Here is a 22,701-nt window from a genome sequence, read left to right on the forward strand (position 1 = left end):
GTTGCAGTTTCGAATGAAATGGTCTTGGTCACAACCAAATTGGTCTCGTTTAGCCATTTTCTAACTTTTAATGGATAATAATCCCACGTTAAGTGGAGTTATTTTGCATCTAAAAGAGGTTGACCCACAAAGTTTTTTTAACAACCTTTGGGTCAACCTCTTTTCAAAAATGGTTACTTCATTTAAATTCTAACTTCAATTTTCCTTCTTCTAGTGCTAGACTAGCATCAAATTTCTGACCATTTTCTGCCTCAAAGCCTTTAATAGTATTCGTTTTACCCTTTGTACAGAGAAGTTTAATCTGACTCGGGGTAATTTTTTTCTTTAAAAAGAAGCCATTAAACGTTTGAGTGCAGCCATTTTTATAATTCGAGCACCCATAGAAATTTTTTCTTGCAACTATAGAGCCTTGTCCACATTTTGGACAAGGTGCAATTGGCTCTTGTTTGTATTTCGCATACTTTGAACTAGCTGCTTTTGGAGGTAGCTGTATATTAATGTTTTTAGTTTTTAATTGATTGGGAACCTCTTCTATTAAGCTATGAATGAACTTTGCAATGCTTCCGAGAAAACGCTCTTGGGATCCTTCGCCATTGCCAATTTTTCGCAAATAAGTTTCCCATTTTGCAGTCATAGATGGGCTAGCTAGAAGATTTCCTTCAATTGCTTGGCAAAGAACACGACCTTTATCGGTAATAGACACAATATTTTTGTTCACTTGAATATACTCATGACGTTTTATTGTTTCAATAATTCCGCTTCGGGTTGCTTCTGTTCCAAGACCCTCTACTTCTTTTAAAATTTCTGTTTCATTTTTGTCCTCCACAAGCTTTCCGCAAGTCTTCATCATGGCGATGAGTTGACCTTCTGTATAAGGTTTAGGAGGAACTGTTTTTCCTTCCTTAATCCTAATATCACTCTCGACTTTTTCCTGTTCCATTAAAGATGGAAGAGAAGGTTCATCTTTTTCCTTTTCTATAGAAGAGCGAATAAATAAAGCTTTCCAACCCTTATCGCTTTCAGTCTTGCCAGTTGTGAAGAAAGATAGTCCATTAACGTCGGTCGTTACTTTCGTTTCAGTATATAAATAATCGGAATGAAACATAGCAAGTGTCGTTCGGACAACTTCTTCATAGAGATTTCTTTCGATACTCGACAGCTTAGTGAGTACGGCTTGTGATGGAATTTTTTTCGTCGGTATAATTGCGTAATGCTCTTGAACCTTTGAACTGTCAACGTATCGCTTTTTGGGAGCAAGTGAAGCCACAGGGAAAGGGTGATTAACAAGCTGCTGATAATCTCCTACTTGTCCAGCGATATAAGAAAACTCACTTGGTGTTATGTATCGAGAATCGGTACGTGGGTAAGAAACTAGCTTCTTTTCATAAAGACCTTGCATCGTCTTCAATACATCCGCCGGACTCGTTTTCCATAGTCTATTTGCAGTTGCCTGCAAAGTCGATAAAGAGTGAAGTTGTGGAGGAGGAATCCGTTTATCCAACTTCTCTAGAGAAGTAATCACCCCAGGTGAATTTGGTTGAATCACATGTTTAGCGAGAAGCGCTTGAATGATTTCTCTTTTTGACTCCTTCGCTTTCGCTTTTCCATTATAAGTCCCTTTTTCTGCACTAAATGTACCTTCGACTTCAAAAAATGGCTCAGAAACAAAGTTCTCAATCTCTAGTTGTCTTTGGTAAATGAGATAAATAGTTGGCGATTGTACTCGACCAATCGGAAATACTTCCTGAATACCTTGCTCTTTTAACAGAAGGGTATAAAGACGCGAACCATTCATTCCAACTAACCAATCACTAATTTGTCGGGCCTTAGCTTCCTCATATAAAAGGAGGTCCTTACGATTGTCTTGTAAATTAGCAAATCCTTTTCGTACTTCATCTATTTCAAGTGAATTAATCCATAACCGTTTAATCGTTTTTCCTCTTGCTCCTGTTTGATTGTAAATACTATAGAAGATATTCGATCCTTCGCGGTCCACGTCACATGCATTGACGACCACATTTGCCGAAAGAATTAACTTTTTAACCGCTTGAAATTGCTCATATTTTCCTTTGGCGATTTGAAATTCATACCGCTCTGGCAAAATTGGTAAGCTGCCAAGCGTCCAGCGATTCCAACGGGGATCATAGGCTTTTGGTTCTTTTAATTCAACCAGATGACCGATTCCCCATGTAATAATTGCACCTGAGGGAAATGTGTTGCATGGATTTAGTTCTATGTGAGTTTTGGTGCGATTTTTTATTGAGAATGCCTCACTATATGCCTTTGCTTGTGATGGCTTTTCTGCAAGGATTGCTATTTTGCTCATATATTATCACTTCTTCATCGTTAATATTTTGTACATTGAAATAAATGTTTTAAGTGAATAACTAACTTAGAATTTTTGTTGAAGAAATATCTTATTATAGTTTATCAAAACTTCTATAAATACAACTAATTATATATAAGGATTTTTCTCTATGATTGTTGTTTCTATAGCCAACGATACTTTGAATCGGAAAAAAAGTAATTAAATAGATGAGTACGATAAAAAAGGGAACCGAAGCCTTTTAGGTATGGATAAACTACCAATAATTGAAAAATGGATATATGAATAAGATGCGAACATCCGACTAACCTTACGAAAGTTGCAGTTCGCGCATAATTTAATCTAGAAGAAATCTCACTACTATCCAATCAAGCGGGATTGGTGCCAGGTGCACAAACATTCACGTTTATTATGAATTTCATGACTGTTTTTGAATTGTGTGCTTACCTGTGCAGGAACCTCACTGAAAAGAATGTTACGTAAATGTAACGTTGTAATGAAACTGTAAATTATTCCGTTGATCCCTTTGAGAGCAAGACTTGGGGGCATACAGTGAAGTGGGTTGGAGGGATTTCCCATAAGGGACATGCAATTTTGTATGTTAAGCTCGGTGAGAGAAAAATAAAAATTTCACCAGGAGGTAACATATGAAAAAACGTATGGTTACAACAACACTTGCAGTAACAATAGGTCTTAGTTCTCTAGGAATAGTTCCTTCAACAATTCAGCCAATAAAGGCTTCAGCTGCTACAGTTAATGTTCAAAATAATCAACAGGCGGTTGAGGCAAAGGCTGATGAAATTACTAAATTTGCTAAGAGTATAATAGGTAAGGCAACATATGGCTCCAATTATAGTTTTACTTATCCATATCAATTTAAATGTGCATCGTTTATGTGGTTTATTTTCGATAAAAACGGAATAGATCTTGGTAGTAAAACGGAAGATAAAATGGTGAAGTTAGGGACATATGTTCCCAAAAGTCAATTGCAAAAAGGGGACTTAGTCTTCTTTAAAAGAAAAGCAACAGGAACAGATCCAGACCATGTAGGAATGTATATAGGTGATAATAAAATTATTCATATGGCGGACTCAAAACAAAATATTATCATTTCTGATTTAGTAGATGGAAAGGCGTATTATAAAGATTATTACTTTACTGCTCGCAGAGTTTTGCCAACTTTACTCCCATCAAACACGACTCCAGAGGTAGAAGCGCCTCCAGCGAGTGCCACATCAGCTGATAAAGTTGTAAATCTGGCTTCAAGTCTCATTGGAAAAGCGAAATTTGGTTATGTTTATAATGAAAACACTTTATCATTTACGGGTGCTGGATTTACGTACTATGTCTATAAAAAACAAGGCATTGATTTAGAATCTAAACTATCAAACCGTCAGGCACTAATGGGTAAAGCAGTCTCAAAAGCTAACCTGCAAAAGGGTGATCTTCTTTTCTTCTCTACAAATAATAGTGGTTCTAAAATTACACAAACAGGAATTTATATTGGCGGAAATCAATATATTTCGCTCCCTACTAATGGCAGTGTAGTGAAAGCAAGCCTTGACTCAGATTGGTCAAAGAAAAACTATGTTACAGCCAGACGTGTTCTATAAATTCCTATTAGGAGAACTAATAATGATACACATTAGAAGCATTCGTTGCGATACGCAACGAGTGCTTCTTTATTCTTACAAGCAAATTTCAAGTTGTTTAGCAGCGGAGATGCAAAACAATTTCTATTTCTGATTTCTGAGAGTTCTTATCAACTATAGTATGTTTGAGTCCTGTAGTGAAGGCTTATACACAAGCAAAAAGCTCATATTCGACATAGTATAAAGTTATTAAAAGAATTGGAGGAATCAAAGAATGAAGCCAATGTCAGTGAAAAATATACGACAATGCGTGAAAGGACAATTAATTCAAGGATCTGATGACTTCATGGTTAACGATATTATTCATCTTTATCAAAAGATGGGGCCTAACAAACTACTTTTCTTAAAACAGAGATGGCAAATTGATTGGGAGAAAATCGCCAATTCAGTTCCTTGCGTAGTCGTAACAGATGAAGCTTATGATAGATTAAAGTATATTGAAAAGTGTACTGTTATCAAGGTTCAAGACATCGAGAAGGCATTTTGGATGTTCGTTATGTATTATAGAAACCAATTTTCTATTCCCGTTGTTTCTGTAACAGGGACAAGTGGAAAAACGACAACGAAGGATATGATTAAACATATCCTTGCTTTTGACCGTAATGTCACTGGTACCAAAACATCAGCAAACTCAAGGACCCAGCATCTAACCTATTTGCTTTCTATTGAAAAAAACACAGATGCTGCTGTGTTTGAATCGGCAGTAGGAAGCCCAGGAGATGTGCTGCTCGCTTCACGGTACTTTAAGCCAACGATTGGTATTATCACAAATATAGGCGTTACTCATCTTGATGGATGCAAAACACCGGAAGCTTATCTTCGAGCAAAAGCGGAAATGGTTCAAGCAGTAGGGCAAAAAGGCACTCTTATTATTAACGCTGATGATGAGAATACACAAAAAATTGGATTAGAGAATTTACAAGGAAAGGTGCTGACTTTTGGTATAACTCATCGTGCAAATTTTAGAGCAACTAATGTTCAATACGGCAATAACGGAATGGAGTTTGTACTTACATTTAGAGAAAAAACTTATCCCGCTTTTGTGCCCGGTTATGGGCAGCATCAAGTTCTAAACGCACTGGCTGCCTTTGCAGCGGTATATGAAATGGGAATTAGTATAGAAGAAGCAGTAAAACGGATAGAGTCTTTTCGCAACTTACCTGCTCATCTTGAATGTAGCATAGGAATGGGAAAGTGTATCATTGTGGATGATACTTGGAATTCAAATCCTATTTCTCTAAAGGCTGCATTTCAGGTATTGAATGGGATATCACGGGGGAGAAAAAGGATTGCGCTTATTGGCGATATTAATGCTTTAGGTGAACTAAGCCTTGATCTTCATCGTAAAGTAGGTGAGATGATTGCGGAAAATGGAGTAGACGTATTGATTACAGTTGGTTCTTTGGCTGCCGAGATTGGAAAACAGGCCCAAAAGGAAGGACTATCTGGTGAAGTCTATTCTTTTCCTGACATCCATGGCGTTTATTTATTCTTAGAGAAGATATTGGATGAGAATAGTATATTACTTATCAAATGTTCTGCAACGAATCATTCTATTATTAATTTGAAAAGCAGGTTAAAGCGTCGCAGGTTTATCTAAGTTACTTTCTTGGTCCATATAAGATCAGTCCTCCAAGGTTATAATACAATGGGGGACTGACTTACTTGGCTGTTACATATAACGGTCTTTCTCGGCCACAATTCTTGAACATTGCTAGACATAATCATGCATGAATTGCGTTCACTAATAGGCGGAATAAATATTCGGGCTGAGCCCGATGACAAATTTCTAGGCCAATTAAAATCACATCCAGATTTTTATCTTTAATGATTACGGGTAGTCCTTTAGCTTTATTGAAATCCGGCCAATATCCAGCTATAAATGATTGGGGGGATGATGAAAAGCTTGCTAACACCTCCATGTTATCTGTGTTTGTATACCATACAGGACGATAAACAAAACCAATATTCTTTGGTGAATAGCCATTTGTTATCGGATTTTGATGATAATCAACTTGGACAATTGCATTATCATTCCAACCGCTAATATTAACATTTAAATTTGTTAACTTAAGCATTTTTTTGGTTACTTTTGATGGACCAGCGCCTATTGCAATCAACTTTCCTCCATTATTAAGGAAATGGTTTATTGTGTCCTGACACGCTTTATATTGGTCTTTTGAGGCAAGTACATATTTTTTATAGGGATCTTTCAATTCGTTTTTTGTAAGGAATAAATGCTCAAAACCACTATATATTAGAACATCTATCATCATTAATGAATTCTTGTTTGTTAATTCCTGCGGATGAATTTCCTTTATTTGATATCCAAGTTTTAATAAACTCATTTTTAGCCCTGCATGGGATTGTCTATAATATAGCCCACCATCGTAAATAATCCCAATTTTTTTCGTTCTCCATATTTTTGAACTTTGTATCGTTTGTTCATCAACAGAGTTAGCAGAAATCCCAGCAGCTTCAATCATACTTCTAATCCGATTGTTACCTTCATCGTCAATAATGATGTTTCCAGAAATAGATTGGTATATCTTCACGTCCTTTAAAAGTAGTTTTTGAATAAGACGAAGGCTCTCGGTAGAAAAAGGGTTTATTTCGTATGGACCTGTTTTAGAAATCTGTGGTTTATTACTAGCATTAAATGCTTTTTTTGTTGGAACGGCTATTTGTGATGAAATAGCAATACTTTCTACTCCCCACAAAAGCGGTAAACACCATACACATAAATCTGTCATCTTTACAGTAAAGTCCTTATCACCTTTGCTAAGAAATGTATTGGCAAGATTCGCTTTCGCTTGATTCATCTGTATGATAAATGACCCTTTAGGTACAAGTTGATCATCTACTATTATCTCCTCTAAGGTGATGTCTACATCTATCCCATTATCGAGTAAATGTTCAACAAGCTTATTCATCGCGTTACAGTCATGCTCAGGTTTAGGGAAAACATAGGCATAGGGGAAAAATTTTTTTGAGTGGTTTGGATGTGTTTGATTAATCCCACGCTGAAGGAAAGTATGATAGTCAAATAGGATTTCTTTTCTTTTATTCTTAAGAAAATGACAAGCACCTAATATTGCATTTACCATCCATCGGATTCCATCATTTCCTACTGAAGGTGCCTCTATTGTAATCCCAATTGTACCATGCAACATGGAGTACATCGCTGTGCTAAAGGGAGAATAATCATCCCAACCATTAGATAAATCTCTATAAGGGATACAGATACCTTTTATATTTTTATAATGTTTTGATGAAAAATGGTCTTTCTTATTTAGTATAAAGTTTTCTATTCCTTTTGCCATCGGAAGGGCCCATTTAATATATAAATCATACTCATAATTGGAGTTATGTGGGATGGTGCATGGTTCAATTAATCCAATTTTTTCCTTATCTTTACTGACGTAACCATGAAGATCAAAAAGTACGATAGGGTTACATGTTTTTATTAGTTTAACAATTGCTTGTGTTTCTGGTTGTGTTTGAAAAATAAAGTCCCTGTTTAAGTCAAATCCATTTTCGTTCCATCTTGTAACATCATCAAGTCCATCAGGATTAGCACAAACAACACAAAGGAAAATAAAGCGTTCAAGTAATTCTTGTACCTCTGCTTTTTCGGTCGAAATAAGATATTTAACGAGATCTAAAACTGCCTGTGTTCCAACTGGTTCATGACCATGAATGGATGCGTTTATGACAATAGGGATTTTTCTTTCGCTCATAGAACCAGTACTTAATGGTTCTTTGTTGTTCTTCAGCTCCTCATACAGACTTTTGCAATAGGCGATTCCGTATTTCCTTGGATCCTTACTGATAACAGCACATAAAATATCTTTGCCCTGTACAGACTTTCCGATGGTTTCAACTGAAACATTTGGGTTATTCAAATTGTTTAACAAATTGTTAATTTGATCATACGAGAGAGATTGTTGATTCATTTTTCATTCCTCCTCAAAGATTAAGCGCAAATGACAGACGGGGATAGCGTGGGGGGAACGTAGGGTGAGTATTCACGTAAGTCCTTTTAGCCTTCAATATATTCAGATCCATGTTATGATCTTTCAATCTATAAAACATGGAGAGTTCTGGGACATAATTTCCTTCAATCGCATATGTCCTTTTGAAGGGTAATTCCGGAATCAAAGCTGATTATCTTTATTACTGGTTTATTTTCTTCAAGCTGAAAGGAAGTAGAAATACAAATTTCTTCTATTTTGGATCCATGAGTATCAATATATAAATGAGTTAACCCCATTGATTATTCCCCCTTTCAATTTCAATTTGAATAATTAAATATATTATTGGTTTTAGAAATGTGGCAATGTACTTCTCCTACCCATGAGTACCTCGTCAAAATTTGTTTAACAGCTCCATGAGAACAAAACTTGTACAAAAAAGGCTCCCTTTTGATAAGCGGTCATTTCCCCTACTTGTTTATGAATAATGTCACCCCAAGGCCCTAACCACTTTATGTTGCCTAATCATCAGACCCTTGGACCAATTCGCCATCAAAAGTGGTTCTTATTTGCTTAACCGAGAGGGGGTTCATAATAATGTTTTCACTCCTTTCACTTAAGACATATTATGTTTGTGTGCACAATTTGCTTGTACGATTAACCAGGGTATGGTCACAGTTTTTAAAAATATTTATTTGCTGAGGAAGGGATTTTGATCCCGAGAGAATAGAAAAAATGATTAACTATACTTCTTTTTTTATTCCTATATTCGGGATACATAACCATACAAAAAACGATTATTTCATAAATTATAAAGAGTTGGATTAATTGAAGTTTACGTGAAACCTAGAAAAGGAACTAAATTAATCCCTGGGTCATCGATCTGCATATGTCATTGTAGCAGGAGAGAGTATGGAGGAAGCTAAAATACTTGCAAAAGGACACCTATTATGAAGGTGTCCTTTGTTTAATGGTAAGAAATTGTGCTTATTGTTCGAATCCTGCAAGATATTTGGCATATCGAAATGGTGAAGTAACCACTTTCTCATATAGTGCCCGATCGTCTATAAGGAGGGGAAAGCGATGGTACGTATCTAGTGTATTCGCTTCTAGAATCCATACCTTCCCTTTGTGATCCACCATGAGGTCAATTCCAAGGTCCCCATAATTGCCATATTGGTCAAATGCACGACAAATTTTAAAGGATATCTTTTTTAACTCCTTTATTTTCTTTTGAGCTTTTTTATCATTCATGCGGAATGCGCTCCGAAAAGTGTCCATTCCGGAGCGAATAAAGCCATTCTGTGTAAAGTTTGTAATGATATTTCCATTTCGACCGAACTTCCCGAATATGCCTGTGCAATCCCATTGGTTTTTTCCATCTTTTTGCATGATGACTCGGAAATCTATAGGTCTGTTTTCATGCCGTTTCATCGTGATGGCCTGCTGAACAAGGTATTCTTTATTTTTAAGCTTAAATAACCATTGCTCAATAGATTTGCTATTTTCTATAAACCTTTGAAAGTTTTCCTCTCCGATTCTTTGCTGGGGATACGTAACAAGGTATCCGTTTTTCCTTTTCTCCACTTTCGTGATTCCTTTTGAAAGGGTTCCTCCTGCCGGCTTTAGATAGATTGAGCCAAATCTGCCTAACATGTTATTTAACACAGTTACATCTGTTAGGGGTTCTGTAGCTGGGAGGTGAGATCGAAGTTTGAAGTCTGGGGACAAACGTTTCCATAGCTCCCATTTATTGAAAGAGCCATTGGAAAAGCTGTTGAAAACACGATCCCCCATCACAGTTAACAAAGAGTTGAATACAGTTTCTGGCATAGCTGTGCGATTATAAGCTGAGCCTGGAAAGGGAAACGTGCCAAGCTTCCAGCGATTTGAGGTGTTGCTGGCATTTGGGTCAAAATAATATCCTTGAATTTGTTTCTTTTCAATATCAATTGTGCTCCATGCGCATATATAGATAAGTCCCTGAATATTCTCGAAATCAGAAAAATAATCGCGGTAATGATCCAACTTTGATAATGTCATATCATTTAAATGAGAAAATACAATCAAGGCAATAACTGGTCCAAGTCTAAGGGTGGTGTCAGTTCTGTTCAACTCGTAGGGAAGCGTTTCAGGAATGGTGAATATGTTCTTCCATTGTTCAGGTAAACCGATCATATCTTCTGGGATATCAGTACTTATGTGAACTTGTACTAGTTGTTCCCAAGAACCGAATTGAAACGTCATAAGGTCCGGGGTTATTCCATACTCATCTGCTGATTTTATTGACAGATGAACCTGATTGGTCGATCCAGTTATCCATTTTATTTGCATTTCAATCAACCCTTTTACATAGATTTTATTTACAGAATATGCTGTTTTGAACTAAAAGCTTAGGTGGTTGATTGAGAAAGATAAATATAAATATACACAAATGAACAAACGAAATGAAGGACTCCAACATAGCATAGATAGATACTAAAAATGCTGTAGGTAAGAGGTGACAAATGAGATGAACAATCACTCACGAGAGATTATTCTGGGAGATTGGAAGTTTAATCAGATAGATATTAGAGACAAAGAGACTTATACGAAATTTATAAAAGACACGCAATATCCAACCGACTTATGGTCATCTAACTTTGATTACCTTTGGGGTGTCTCCAATCCTAAATCAGTACTTGTTTTATGGAAAGTCATCAATGAAATGCTAGTCACATTTAAGCTTTCAAAAAATCAAACACTTCAGCTTGCCTTTCCTCCATTTGGACGAGGAAGCTCTGATAAAATTGCAGAAGGTTTATTACAGTGCATGCATTATTGCCAACAATGGAACGAAAGAAACGGCGGAAAAACCCGGGTGAGGGCTGCTACTAAGCAGCAGCTTGATTTTTTAAAGACTTCCCATCTTTTTGATCAGAACTTTCGTTATATGAAATTAAGGGGTGTTGATAAGCACATTGGCATTAACAAGGTGCTAGATTTAAGCGGTAGAGAATTCAAAGAGGTAAGAGAAAATAGAAATCGCTTTCTAAGGGACTACCCAGATGTTGTGATTAGAAGAGCTAAAACAGAAGATTATGAGGCCTTGTTAAACTTGAAACAGGCTTGGAATCAGACTTTAGGTAATAAATATTCAAGGATTTGGGATGATCGATTTTTCCAGCAAATCATCAAGAATCATCAGAAATTGGAGCATATTATACTTGTTGTAGAAACAGGGAAGCAAATAATTGGCATGGTAACAGGGGGAGTCCTCCCGCATGGGCAGGCATGGAGTGCCTTTTTAAAACGGCGAGAGGGATATAATGGGTTATCTGAACTTCTAAATGTAGAATTTGCCCGTGAAATTCATAAAGTGAATCCTAATGTGGAGTTGATCAACTTAGGAATTGAAAGCGGTGTGAAAGTGGGCAGTCGGGGGTTTAAGGATAAATTTAGACCCGTTTTAAACTCCGAAAGGTACCAGCTTTATCTGAAACACCAATAGAGAATCTATTAAGATTAATGATACAAAAAAATCTTCTTATTCATGCATTGGCCGGTTCCCCCGGATGAATTAAAGGGTCATCTTCCTTCTTCACTAATTAAAAATCCCATTCCTTCGAGAAAGAGGAATGGGAAAAGGTCCAAGTTACATTTTTTAGTTATGGGCAATAATAATTAACTTGCCTTTATCAAGTTCTTGTTCTGCCGCTGCCGCTTCTTGTTTGGTAAGTCCAGCCGCTTCCATTTTGCTGCGAAGTTCATCTCCACGAGAAGTGAACATATTTTTCATAGATTGAAGAAAGCCTTGCTCCTTCATTCCTACGTCTGAAGTATCCAGAGCGTCGTTAATATCGTCGGCTCTTTCTTTAAAATGGGCGAAGATATGGATGTGATCTTTTGAATATCCTTGCGTCTCTAGTTTCTCGATTTCTTGTTTCGCCTGTACGGCATTTTCTACAGTTAATTTGACTGTCATTAAAATCCCTCCAGTTTTGTGATACATTTATTTTTTCCCCAAACCGAGATGTTTTAAACATAATGAAAATCCTAAAGTGTGAAAGAATGAGATGCGTTTGTTATGATGTAAGAAAAAGAGAATGGATGTTGCACAAATGGAAAATAAACTGGAGCAAATAGCGAGTTTTAAAGAAGCAATGGGAAATTATCCTACAGGAGTCACTGTCGTAACAGCATTTAATCAAGAAGGTAAGCCGATGGGAATGACAGTTAATTCTTTCGCATCGGTTTCTCTAGAACCACTACTTATCCTATGGTCTATTGATAAAAGAGTGTATTCTTATGAAAACTTTTTAAAAGTAGACAAATTTACAGTGAACATTTTAGCAGCCGATCAAGGGGATTTATGTACGTTATTTTCAAGTAAAGTAGAAGACCGGTTCAGCCAATGTGACTGGAAGGAATCAGAATTGAACTTACCTGTACTATCTAATTCTCTAGCTATTTTACAATGTAAAGTGTTTAAACAAGTTGAAGCGGGAGATCATACAATTATGATTGGTGAGGTTCTAGATATTCAAAATGACAGTAAAGAACCGCTTCTATACCATAGAAGAACTATTGGAGCTATTCCAGAAGAGTTTTATCATTAATTGTAATAAAGAAGGATATCCACATGTGGATATCCTTCTTTATTTAAGTTACTCAAAATCTAATTTATAGTCTTCTGCTTTAATCAGTTTTAATTTTCGGGAGAATATTAAAATAAGACCAAGGTTCAAAGCGATAGGAAGAATATTTTAGTGGAGCAATGATGTGGAAAATTTAAACAATAAAAGAGTTATCTCCTAGAGTAGAAAGTCACCTGAGAAATACCTTTATTTTTGAGACATATCATTCTCCTACAAAGAAAAGCTTAAACAGGATATCTCTTTGTGGAACTTGTAGTATTTCAAACTTTTGTAAAAAAGCTTCTTTATCATATGTGGCATGGTGAATGCGAATGTCCGGCTTTGTTTGAGAAAAATTAATAATAGCATATGGAGCAGTATTTCCTGTAGAGACACCAAGAGCACCTGGATTTAAATAGACTTGATGCTCATTGTGAAAAAAATGCTCTGGATGATGGTGACCAAAGCATATAATCTCTACAGGATAGTCGGCATACATTTTTTCCATATTTTCTAAAGTTGGTTCAAGAATGCTATAAAAGGGCTCATCTTTAATATGGGCATTTCGTTTATCTGATTTAATATGATAATGAATGCCAATCACACGAGTTCCGTTTATTTCTTTTTCAATCCATCGTGGAAGTTTTTTAAGCTTGTGAATATTGTCCGTAGATAATTGCGCTGCAATCCATTCATGATGTTCACGCGTATGTTTATAGCTTTCGGGATGTCCTTCTCCAGTTAAGAGAGACAAGATTGCCTCATCGTGATTCCCAGTAATCATATGAATATCAGATCGGGCAAAGAGTAAGTCAAGTACTTCGTTAGTATCTGGCCCCATCGCGATCATATCCCCAAGACACCAAATTTCTTCTATGTCACCAAGTGCATCAATTTCTTGAAGGACGGCTTTTAGTGCTAGTCCGTTTCCATGAATATCTGTAAGAATGGCAAGTTTCATAGTATTTGCTCCTATTTATTATTTTTTATAATGTACCATTGAAATACTTTTGTTCCTATTTCTATATGTAAAAAAAGTTGTCCTTGTATTGCAGGACAACCTTTTTGCATGTAAATTGTATTGATATTTAATTATTACTTATAAGGAATACATATTAATTAGTTAGGAAAATCATTATGATCCGTTTCGACTACAGATTTTCTTTTATGCCGTAATAGCTTAATAAAATAATAAAGGAGGACTGTAGCTAAGATGATAAACATAATAACATACTCGTCTAATTCTGTGGATAATATTCCTGCTGGTATAAGAGCAAGCACAAAGAAATATAGAAAATTTCCTATGGTCGTTGCAACAGTAAAAGGTATAATACGAATCGTACTTAGTCCAGCTAAAATGTTAATTAAACTTGTAGGTACAAGAGGGAAGAGCCGTGCTTGAAATACGTAAGTAAATCCATTTGCGTCCATTTTTTCAATTAATTTTGAGTTAAATTTTTTAATAATCATTCCTTGAAAAACATAGCGAACTCCATAAAAAACGATAATAGAAGCAATAATACTTGTGAACCAGCTCCACAAAAATCCACTTATAAAACCAAATAACGTAATGTTAATTGTAATAACTAAGATTAGCGGAAATACTGTAAACGAATGTTGAATAAGCATAACTAAAGACATAAAGAATAATGCATAGCCCATATTTCTGTCTAAAAAAGCACGAATTGCTTCTACATCTCCATCAAGGAGCAGTTTTATTAAGTCTAGATTTAAAATAAAAAATAATAAAAGGAAAAGTACACTACTTAATATCACCCAATGTTTATTTGATAACTTATTTTGTATCTTTTTCATTAGTCACCTGTTCTTTCTTACTATTTTACAGCTGAAAGTGATTTATTATTCAATCGTACCATTGTTTAAACTTTGTAAAAACTTTTGAGCGTTGCTATCTTAAATTGATAAGAATAGAATGGGTAATAGTGGGGTGAGTTAATTGGAATTTAAAGGTGCAAGTGCTTATGATCAATCTGACTTTTTTTCTAATTATATGATAAGAAGAGGCAGGCAGGATAGTCCAAACAATGCAATAGAAGGACCAATTATGTACGAACTAATTGGTGATTACAAGAATAAGCACATATTAGATTTAGGTTGTGGGGATGCTGCTTTTGGAAAACAATTACTTGAAACCGGAGCAGATTACTACGTGGGTGTAGAGGGTTCAGAACAAATGGCCGCTGCTGCAAATATGAATTTATCTAATTTAAATGGGCATGTCTATTTGAACACGATGGAGTCTTTTCATTTTCCGTTAAACGAATTTGATATCATAACATCTCGATTCGCCATTCACTATGTAGAAGATATCTGTAAGCTGTTCAACAACGTACATCATGCATTAAAGTATGGTGGCAATTTTGTGTTTAGTGTCCAACATCCACTAACGACTTCTTCTTTTGCAAGTAAGCAATCAGGAGATAGACGTGAGAATTGGATTGTGGACGATTATTTTTTGGACGGTGAAAGAAAAGAACCATGGATTGACCAAGTAGTAGTTAAGTATCATCGGACAATCGAGCAGTATTTCACCGCACTAAGAAAAGAAGGCTTCTCTATATTAGATTTGCGGGAAGGTACACCAAAACGTGAACACTTTAGTAGTGAAGAAGAATTTAAAAGAAGACAAAGAATTCCCGTTGTATTAGCTTTTGCTTGTGTGAAAGAGACAAAGTGACAAGTTCTTCTATTTTATTATTTGTATCTGTTTAATTAGGCTGTTGTTTTTTTAGAAGCATATTTTGTGACGTAAATCCGCGAGAGTCCTGTAGAAAAACGGGCTACCAAGAAACCGCAGCGAGCTTATCGGAACAAATCCTAAATTCGCCACGTCCATGTGGCAACAGATTCGTGACCAACATCCTGTTGCCCTGAGGAGGCTTGGCAGTTCGTCCACGGAAAACGAACGGATTTTCGGCAGGTAATAACATTATCGTTTAACAGAGCCTATTATTTTAGTAGATAAGTTAGAATATCTTCCTATAAGTAATGCTAAGTAGCAAGCAACTGCAAACATTAATAAAGATCCACCAATTACGACTTCTTTTACGGAAAGCATTTGCGCGGCAAATCCTAAAAACAAAACAGTAAGTATTTGAATAAAGCTAGATGCCATTTCATACAAGCTTGAAATTCGTCCCATCATATCAATCGGGACTTTCTTTTGTATAAATGTCATGAATCCTGTATTTGCAAGGGAAAGGAAAAATGAAAGTACGAAAAACCCGGTACTGGCCATTAAGTATGTGGTTGAAAAACTGTAAATAACATAGCCGATTGAAACTAGGAGTGTTCCCATACTCATTAAAAGGTTAGCAGAAGCAAATTTAACAAGGGCATTTGTACATACAGCACCCATTAAGAACCCAATACCGGCCATACTTACAAGTGACCCATAAGTTGCGTCAGATAAGTGTAGGACCTCCTTTGCAAATGCGACTTCCATTGAATCTAGAGCAGCTGTCAGTAACATAACCCCTTGAAATCCCATATACATCACCACAAAAGGCATTGCCTTTTTACTGAAATCCCATACCAATTTCCAATCTGTTCGAACATCTCGCCAGGTTATGCTAGTACTTTCAGTAGTATCTCTATTACTCAGTTTAGGGAGCAGAAGTGTCAATGTAGCAGATATCATAAAAATCCCCACGTTCACAAATAAAGCATTTTCAAGACTACCTATCATAAATAAAATCCCAGCAACGAGTGGACCAGTCACAAAAGCCCCGGAGTGCACAAAACTAAGCAAAGCGTTAAACCGATTACGGTCTTGTTCGGGTAACAATAATGTCATATACGTAAAAGATGCTGGTTCAAACATCGCGCCTGCCATTTGTATAAGTAATACAAGTGTATAGATGAACCAGATGGAATCAAGAAAAGGAATTAGCACGACTAATACCGCTCTTAGCCCATCTAAAGTAATCATTAAATGTTTAGTTGAAACACGGTCAATAACACTACCCGCCCAAAATCCAACTAACATATTGGCAAAAGGTTTAATCATATACAGACCTGCAACTGCAAGAGCAGATCCAGTCCTGTCAAAAATGATTAAGTTAAGAGCTAATAAATAGATCCATCCACCAATATTAGCAATCCCAACTGCACTTAAATATAAAGCAGGAAACTTCCATTTTAGTAAATTCATTTAATCTACCTCCGACATGTTTAGTTGAACAAAAAAAATCCCACCCCCAAGACAATTGTCTTGGGGACGAGATTAACATGTCGTGGTGCCACCCCAGTTTGCTCTAATGTCACCATTAGTGCCTTTTCAAGTACGGCATGAATGAATACATGCTTATACTTTAGCTCGATAACAGGAGCACCTGTCACACAATCTCTTGCAAATTTGCAAGTCCCATGTGAAGCTCAGAGGCTTGTTTCAGTAACCGTATTCTTACCCCTTTGCAGCTACCAGGGCTCTCTATAAAAAAATTGGATTACTTACTCTTCTCTTCATAGCTTTTTATTTTGAACATCATATCATACATTTTGTTAATATGCATAAAAGAAATTCATATATCTCAAACTATAAGGGAAAAGGAGTGATTTCCATGAAGCCTCTGGAAGAAGCTATTAAGAAATGTGCTTTATCATACGAATCCACGGATGATCTAACACCTCTTCTACAAGCAATTGGTGATGCAAAGATTGTTCTATTGGGAGAAGCGAGTCACGGCACTTCTGAGTTTTACACAGTTCGGGCAGAATTGTCTAAACGATTGATTGAAGAGAAAGGGTTCAATTTAATTGCTGTGGAGGGAGATTGGCCATCGACTCAACATGTAAATAGGTTTATTAAAGCTTACGACAATGAGCAAATGGACGTCCGCGATGTATTGAAGGCATTTGAACGATGGCCGACTTGGATGTGGGCAAACGAAGAGATTGCTAAATTTGTCACGTGGTTAAAGTTGCACAACAGCCAAATAGAGGTGAACAAGAAAGTAGGTTTTTACGGAATAGATGTATATAGTTTGTGGGAATCTTTAGATGAAGTGATTACATATTTAAGTAAAACAAATCCAAATGGCACAGATTTGGCGTTCGCGAAAAAAGCTTTCTCTTGTTTTGAACCATTTAACAGACACCCTGAAACCTATGCAATTTCTTCTACTAACATCTCGGAAGCTTGTGTGGATGAAGTTTCAAAGTTATTGGCTTCTATTCGTACCCATGAAGATAACTATCAAGATGAAAAAGAAGCCGACTTAAACTTAAAAATAAATGCAATAGTTGCGAGGAATGCGGAAGAATACTATCGTGCAATGGTTCGTAGTGATGAGTTGTCATGGAACGTTCGTGATGAGCATATGGTTGAGGCAATCAATGAAATAATGGACTACCATGGAAAAGAATCGAAAATGATTATCTGGGAACATAACACACATATTGGTGATGCCTCGGCTACGGATATGGAAGCATCGGGAATGGTGAATGTCGGGCAGATTATTCGATTGCAAAATAGAAAGGAAAATGTTTATACTGTTGGATTTGGTACACATAGGGGAACGGTAATTGCAGCGAATGAATGGGGAGTTCCATATAAAAAGATAGACGTACCACCCGCGAGAAAAGACTCCTGGGAAGATGCACTACATAACGCTGGTGCATTTGATAAACTGATTATTTTTAATGAAGAAAACCGTCCCTTATTTAGCAATTGGATTGGTCATCGAGCAATAGGCGTAGTGTATCATCCTAATTTTGAAGCATATGGAAATTATATCCCTTCCAAAATTGGAAGCCGTTATGATGCATTTATTTATCTGGACCAAACCAAAGCCCTTTCACCTCTATACATATAAGAATAGAGAAACAAAGGCACAAAAAAAGAGCTACTGCCGCAGCAACAACTCTTTTTCTCTAGTCTATTTACTTCAATAAATGACTGAAATCATTTCTTATTGCATAGCTGTTTTGAGAATAAAAGTCTTAACAATTCCTGTTTTTTGTGAGAATTCTTCTCCTAAAACCACTAGACTGCCTTTATAGTTAAAAAGGAAATACCCTTCTCCGTCCAAGCTGTATGTTTTTACAGGTGTAAAGTTTTCATAATCATAAACATAAATTCTGTCAGCAATCGCTAGATAAAATTTCGTTAATTGTTTATTAAAGGCTACATCATAGAATTCAGTTTTAAGATCGGTAACAAATTGCATGTTAGTTTCCTTTAAAGGGCTCGCTCTGAAAATCGAGCCAGCAGGATTAAAGATATATCTGCCATCTGGAGAGATCATCATGTATGGTACTAGATCGTAATCTCCATCGTAAGGTGAATCGTAGCCTTGTGAAATAGCGCCATTATTAATTGGGAATACTTCCATGTCCCTTGGGCTTCTATCAGAGTCTACGGCGTAAATTCGATCCTTGTTAGGATGGAGGAAGATGTTACTTTGCTGTCTGATCGATTGTGTTGACACTTCAGCGCCTGTTTCTTTATCAAAGCTTTTTAAGTCCGTCCGTTGTCCCGATCCTGATGAAACGTAGAAATAATTTTTATCCGCTACAATATCGTAAGGGTCTATTTTTATATCGAAAAGCTTCTTTATTTTAAATGTAGAAGGATCCACAATTGCAACGGCACCTTTTTGTGTTTCTTCCGACCAATAAGAACTATGTTCTCCTTTTAACAGGGTGACATAAAGCTCACCATTATTATAGAAGATTGTTTCCGCTGGGTTGCTGAATGGGAGTCTGTTAATGCTTTTTGTCTCATAGTTAAATGAAATCAGTTCTCCATTTTCATTAATACCATATACAATCGGGAGTTCAGGGTCATGAACTGCATCCAGGAAGATATCGGAAAGAGTTTGTTTCGTACCTTGAAGAGGCTCTAAATCAATCGTCTCCAGGAGATCTTCACTATCCTCACCCCATATATCTTCCTCATAATCAATAATTGGCATGTCGATAAAGCTTTCTGTTTGAATCTTTTTAAAGTCTACTTTTTTGTAATCTGCCAAAAATTGATCTAGATAATCGGATGATATAGCGAAATTAATATCCTCAAAAATGAAAGAATTAATCCCAACAACAAAACCTTTCTTATTTAGAAGCGGACCGCCCGAGCTTCCAAAATTAATTTCCGCTGTCGTTTGAATTGCCTTTAGAGTGCCCATTTCATCCTCGAAGGTATGCGTTCCTGATACAATACCTTCTGTAATGGTATTTATCAATCCGAACGGATTACCTATTGCAACTACTTTTTCACCCTTTTTCACCGAGCTGAAGCTAGTCAGCGGCAAAGAAGGAAAACCAATTCTATTTTCAGGCTTCAAGATAGCTACATCTAGGTAGTCGTCATAAGCAACTACTCCTTCAAGTTCTATCTCCTCACCGCTTTTTGTAATGGCCACTGCTCTAGTACCCCCGCTGATCACATGGAAGTTTGTGGCTACAAGCTGATTCGCAACGATAAAACCGCTCCCTTGTGATACCAGTTCATCGTCTTCATCGTACAGCTCAATGACTACAACACTTTGTTCATTATTTACAATCTGTTCTGTGCTACGGGCAGGAGCTTTCGCCATATCATTCGGTTTAAAATCTTCATTTAAAAAGCGTGCCATGAAAGCAGCAAAATGTGCTCTTTTTAAGGTTTCATTCGGACGGAAGGTTCCGTCAGGATAACCTGTTGTGATATTGTGAGCTGCTAAAGCCTGGATAAATGGATAGACCTTTCCTTTATCGCTGATATCCTTAAAGTCAGAATAATATGTACCTTTTAGTTTGTAGGCATTTACAAGGATGGTCGCCATCTGACCTCTTGTTAACTTTCCATTTGGGTCAAATGTACCGTCATCTTTACCTGAGATAATCCCAAGTTGAGCAGCTTTTGCAATCTCATTATATCCTGAGCTGCCAGGCGGAACATCTTTAAATTGAGGATTAGGTGCATCACCTGTTTTAACACCCAATTCTCTCAAGATCATTTGAACGGCTTGAATTCGTTTGATCGGATCCTCTGGTCCAAAATTCCCGTTTTGATACCCGTTAATAATTTTGCGATCCGTCAGAAAAATAATCTCTTTACGATAACTCTTTACATCTGGAAACAGTGTACTTCCTTCTGCTTTGTTACTGACAGAAAGTAAATCAATAGAAAGTAAGAGAGATAAAATAATAAATACCTTAAATACCTTAAATACCTTAAATGTCTTAAACAAACCAATTTCCTCCTTATTATTGCTCAGATAAAAATTAATAGACTTTGAAGAAATTAGGTTGTGGAAAAATATAGTGAAAAAGTGAGGTGAGCGTGGCTGAATTAATACAGATCAAAAACTGAGCAGCATTTAGCAAGTTAATTTAACTTCTTAATAGATTCACACAGAATCAATTGATTTCTTCCTTCTTCCATATGGAACAAATTAGGATAATTTTATCTCGCTGGTATGGATCTATATTTGGGGAATATTCCTAAAATCCCCTAGGAAAATGAGCAGTTTTTTTTATAAAACCTTAAAAAAATCCTTATTATCTGATAATTTAGTGGTACACTACCAATATTAACATGAAATAATTGGGAGGTAAATAGTGGAAATTCGGAAGAAATTATTTATAAGTATTCTTGCTGTTATTATGATAAGTGGTTCAGTGTTTATTCCAATTACAGACGATTCTAGCGTGGAAGCTGCTACTTCTTATGTAAGTTTAAAAAATAAAATAGATAGTATTATGTTGGATAGTAGAATGAAGAACGCCTCCTCCAGTGTGACAATAAGAAAGGCATCTACAGGAGAGGTAGTATATGAATACTACGGAGACAGAAGTATAACACCTGCATCTTCACTAAAATTATTAACTGGTGCAGCTGCTCTGGAGACACTTGGGGAGAATTATCGTTTCTCTACTGCTGTGTTAACAGATGGAAAGGTGCAAAAAGGAACATTGAAAGGAAATTTGTATTTAAGAGGTCAAGGGGATCCTACTTTATTAAAAATACACTTCGATAATTTTGCAGATGGATTAGTGAAGCAAGGTATAAAAAAAATATCGGGAAATTTAGTTGGAGATGATACGTGGTTTGACTCTGTTCGATTGTCTGCGGGAATCTTAGCAGAGGATGAGCCTTACTATTATGCAGCGGCAATTTCTGCATTGACTCTTTCGCCAAATGAAGATTTTGATGCAGGATCTGTTATTGTGGAAGCGAAACCTACTAGTAATGGAAATTCTACTAAAGTGACGTTAACTCCTGAGACGAACGTATTGCAAGTGGTCAATAAATCGAAAACTGTTCCTAAAGGATATAAAAATACGTTGAAAATAACCCGTCAAGTTGGTTCGAATAAAGTAGTAATTACAGGAAACTCACCAATTGGGACCTTCGGGAAAAAAGAGTGGATCTCTGTGACAAACCCAACCCTTTATGCGCTGGATGTTTTTAAAAAATCATTGTCAGAAAAGGGTGTTACATTCGAATCTTCCTCAAAAGTTGTTCAGGGGAAGACACCAAAAACTGCAAAATCTCTAGTATCAAGAAAATCCATGCCATTGAAAGATTTAATCATTCCATTTATGAAGTTGAGTAATAATACACATGCAGAAATGTTAGCTAAAGAGATGGGGAAAGTTGTATACGGAGAAGGTAGTTGGGATGCTGGTCTAAAAGTGATGCGCGAATATGCGGATTCCATTGGACTGGATAGTAGAAAGTGGAATTTCGAAGATGCATCGGGAATGTCTTATTCCAATAAAATCACTTCAAAACAAATGTCCCAATTACTATATGTTGTCCGCTCTGAACCTTGGTTTAGCACATATAGTAAAAGCCTTCCGATCGCTGGATTATCCGATCGATTCATTGGGGGAACACTTCGAAATCGATTAAAAATAGCTCCAGCAAAGGGTAATGTGATGGCGAAAACAGGTAGCTTAGAAAATATAAAATCGCTTGCCGGCTATGCATATACGAAAAATGGAGAAACTTTAATTTTTACAGTCCTAACGGAAAAGAACAAAACAAGTACCATTCCAGTCATCGATCAAATTGCTATAACCATCACCAACCACAAGTAATGATAGAAGTGATATTACAAAAGTGTTACAGGTGCCTGGCACCAGTAACACCTTTGTGATTTATAATATTTGTAGGAATT

General features: G+C 36.4%; 16 protein-coding genes and 1 other annotated feature. Of the genes, 7 read left to right on the top strand and 9 right to left on the bottom strand.

Annotation, left to right across the window (positions count from 1 at the left end; genetic code table 11):
- Positions 1-178 precede the first annotated feature (178 nt).
- Positions 179-2,326, bottom strand: coding sequence for a DNA topoisomerase 3 (locus tag MHB48_RS02525; protein WP_342600000.1), 2,148 nt, complete (start codon positions 2,324-2,326; stop codon positions 179-181).
- 647 nt (positions 2,327-2,973) lie between these two features.
- Between MHB48_RS02525 and MHB48_RS02530 the strand changes: the two genes are divergently transcribed.
- Together MHB48_RS02530 and murF are read left to right on the top strand one after the other, a co-directional pair.
- Entirely contained in the window at positions 2,974-3,939 is a 966-nt protein-coding gene (locus MHB48_RS02530; protein WP_342600001.1) for an NlpC/P60 family protein, read from the top strand.
- Between the two features lie 253 nt (positions 3,940-4,192).
- Positions 4,193-5,578, top strand: coding sequence for a UDP-N-acetylmuramoyl-tripeptide--D-alanyl-D-alanine ligase (murF, locus tag MHB48_RS02535; RefSeq protein WP_342600002.1), 1,386 nt, complete (start codon positions 4,193-4,195; stop codon positions 5,576-5,578).
- A gap of 124 nt (positions 5,579-5,702) precedes the next feature.
- Here murF and MHB48_RS02540 read toward each other — a convergent pair whose 3' ends face one another.
- The 3 genes from MHB48_RS02540 to MHB48_RS02550 form a co-directional block, all read right to left on the bottom strand.
- Complete coding sequence (locus MHB48_RS02540) at positions 5,703-7,934, bottom strand: M14 family zinc carboxypeptidase (RefSeq protein WP_342600003.1); 2,232 nt, start codon at positions 7,932-7,934, stop codon at positions 5,703-5,705.
- A 164-nt stretch (positions 7,935-8,098) separates the two neighbouring features.
- Positions 8,099-8,251 carry a hypothetical protein gene (locus MHB48_RS02545; protein WP_342600004.1) on the bottom strand — a complete coding sequence of 51 codons (153 nt, stop codon included), beginning with the start codon at positions 8,249-8,251 and terminating at the stop codon, positions 8,099-8,101.
- A 688-nt stretch (positions 8,252-8,939) separates the two neighbouring features.
- Complete coding sequence (locus MHB48_RS02550) at positions 8,940-10,286, bottom strand: YheC/YheD family protein (RefSeq protein ID WP_342600005.1); 1,347 nt, start codon at positions 10,284-10,286, stop codon at positions 8,940-8,942.
- A gap of 178 nt (positions 10,287-10,464) precedes the next feature.
- Between MHB48_RS02550 and MHB48_RS02555 the strand changes: the two genes are divergently transcribed.
- Positions 10,465-11,442 (top strand): phosphatidylglycerol lysyltransferase domain-containing protein, encoded by a 978-nt coding sequence (locus tag MHB48_RS02555; RefSeq protein WP_342600006.1) that lies wholly within the window; start codon positions 10,465-10,467, stop codon positions 11,440-11,442.
- 153 nt (positions 11,443-11,595) lie between these two features.
- Here the strand turns inward: MHB48_RS02555 and MHB48_RS02560 are convergent, their stop codons facing one another.
- Positions 11,596-11,916: a general stress protein gene (locus MHB48_RS02560; RefSeq protein ID WP_342600007.1), complete on the bottom strand. Its 321-nt coding sequence runs from the start codon at positions 11,914-11,916 to the stop codon at positions 11,596-11,598.
- 136 nt (positions 11,917-12,052) lie between these two features.
- Between MHB48_RS02560 and MHB48_RS02565 the strand changes: the two genes are divergently transcribed.
- On the top strand, positions 12,053-12,550 hold the full coding sequence (locus MHB48_RS02565; protein ID WP_342600008.1) for a flavin reductase family protein: 498 nt from the start codon (positions 12,053-12,055) through the stop codon (positions 12,548-12,550).
- 241 nt (positions 12,551-12,791) lie between these two features.
- Here MHB48_RS02565 and MHB48_RS02570 read toward each other — a convergent pair whose 3' ends face one another.
- Together MHB48_RS02570 and MHB48_RS02575 are read right to left on the bottom strand one after the other, a co-directional pair.
- Positions 12,792-13,529, bottom strand: a complete 738-nt coding sequence (locus tag MHB48_RS02570) for a metallophosphoesterase family protein (RefSeq protein WP_342600009.1) — start codon at positions 13,527-13,529, stop codon at positions 12,792-12,794.
- 158 nt (positions 13,530-13,687) lie between these two features.
- The gene (locus tag MHB48_RS02575; protein ID WP_342600010.1) at positions 13,688-14,383 is read right to left on the bottom strand and encodes a VTT domain-containing protein; all 696 of its coding nucleotides are present in this window, start codon (positions 14,381-14,383) and stop codon (positions 13,688-13,690) included.
- Between the two features lie 142 nt (positions 14,384-14,525).
- On the opposite strand from MHB48_RS02575, the gene MHB48_RS02580 reads away from it, so the two are divergent.
- Entirely contained in the window at positions 14,526-15,266 is a 741-nt protein-coding gene (locus MHB48_RS02580) for a methyltransferase domain-containing protein (protein ID WP_342600011.1), read from the top strand.
- A 252-nt stretch (positions 15,267-15,518) separates the two neighbouring features.
- Here MHB48_RS02580 and MHB48_RS02585 read toward each other — a convergent pair whose 3' ends face one another.
- Positions 15,519-16,742: an MFS transporter gene (locus tag MHB48_RS02585; RefSeq protein ID WP_342600012.1), complete on the bottom strand. Its 1,224-nt coding sequence runs from the start codon at positions 16,740-16,742 to the stop codon at positions 15,519-15,521.
- Positions 16,743-16,801: 59 nt separating this feature from the next.
- Positions 16,802-17,066: a binding site (T-box leader), on the bottom strand.
- A gap of 85 nt (positions 17,067-17,151) precedes the next feature.
- On the opposite strand from MHB48_RS02585, the gene MHB48_RS02590 reads away from it, so the two are divergent.
- The gene (locus MHB48_RS02590) at positions 17,152-18,405 is read left to right on the top strand and encodes an erythromycin esterase family protein (RefSeq protein ID WP_342600013.1); all 1,254 of its coding nucleotides are present in this window, start codon (positions 17,152-17,154) and stop codon (positions 18,403-18,405) included.
- A gap of 96 nt (positions 18,406-18,501) precedes the next feature.
- Here MHB48_RS02590 and MHB48_RS02595 read toward each other — a convergent pair whose 3' ends face one another.
- Positions 18,502-20,766 carry an S-layer homology domain-containing protein gene (locus MHB48_RS02595; protein WP_342600014.1) on the bottom strand — a complete coding sequence of 755 codons (2,265 nt, stop codon included), beginning with the start codon at positions 20,764-20,766 and terminating at the stop codon, positions 18,502-18,504.
- Positions 20,767-21,136: 370 nt separating this feature from the next.
- Here MHB48_RS02595 and dacB point away from each other — a divergent pair, with 370 nt between their 5' ends.
- Positions 21,137-22,621, top strand: a complete 1,485-nt coding sequence (dacB, locus tag MHB48_RS02600; protein ID WP_342600015.1) for a D-alanyl-D-alanine carboxypeptidase/D-alanyl-D-alanine-endopeptidase — start codon at positions 21,137-21,139, stop codon at positions 22,619-22,621.
- Positions 22,622-22,701: the final 80 nt, after the last annotated feature.

This window comes from Psychrobacillus sp. FSL H8-0483 (assembly GCF_038637725.1).
In the GTDB taxonomy this organism is placed as follows: Bacteria; Bacillota; Bacilli; order Bacillales_A; family Planococcaceae; genus Psychrobacillus.

Bases quoted from the DNA above. Each gene is read 5' to 3' on its own strand.
- MHB48_RS02525 (WP_342600000.1), bottom strand. From the start codon at position 2,326: ATGAGCAAAATAGCAATCCTTGCAGAAAAGCCATCACAAGCAAAGGCA.
- MHB48_RS02530 (WP_342600001.1), top strand. From the start codon at position 2,974: ATGAAAAAACGTATGGTTACAACAACACTTGCAGTAACAATAGGTCTT.
- murF (WP_342600002.1), top strand. From the start codon at position 4,193: ATGAAGCCAATGTCAGTGAAAAATATACGACAATGCGTGAAAGGACAA.
- MHB48_RS02540 (WP_342600003.1), bottom strand. From the start codon at position 7,934: ATGAATCAACAATCTCTCTCGTATGATCAAATTAACAATTTGTTAAAC.
- MHB48_RS02545 (WP_342600004.1), bottom strand. From the start codon at position 8,251: ATGGGGTTAACTCATTTATATATTGATACTCATGGATCCAAAATAGAA.
- MHB48_RS02550 (WP_342600005.1), bottom strand. From the start codon at position 10,286: ATGCAAATAAAATGGATAACTGGATCGACCAATCAGGTTCATCTGTCA.
- MHB48_RS02555 (WP_342600006.1), top strand. From the start codon at position 10,465: ATGAACAATCACTCACGAGAGATTATTCTGGGAGATTGGAAGTTTAAT.
- MHB48_RS02560 (WP_342600007.1), bottom strand. From the start codon at position 11,916: ATGACAGTCAAATTAACTGTAGAAAATGCCGTACAGGCGAAACAAGAA.
- MHB48_RS02565 (WP_342600008.1), top strand. From the start codon at position 12,053: ATGGAAAATAAACTGGAGCAAATAGCGAGTTTTAAAGAAGCAATGGGA.
- MHB48_RS02570 (WP_342600009.1), bottom strand. From the start codon at position 13,529: ATGAAACTTGCCATTCTTACAGATATTCATGGAAACGGACTAGCACTA.
- MHB48_RS02575 (WP_342600010.1), bottom strand. From the start codon at position 14,383: ATGAAAAAGATACAAAATAAGTTATCAAATAAACATTGGGTGATATTA.
- MHB48_RS02585 (WP_342600012.1), bottom strand. From the start codon at position 16,742: ATGAATTTACTAAAATGGAAGTTTCCTGCTTTATATTTAAGTGCAGTT.
- MHB48_RS02590 (WP_342600013.1), top strand. From the start codon at position 17,152: ATGAAGCCTCTGGAAGAAGCTATTAAGAAATGTGCTTTATCATACGAA.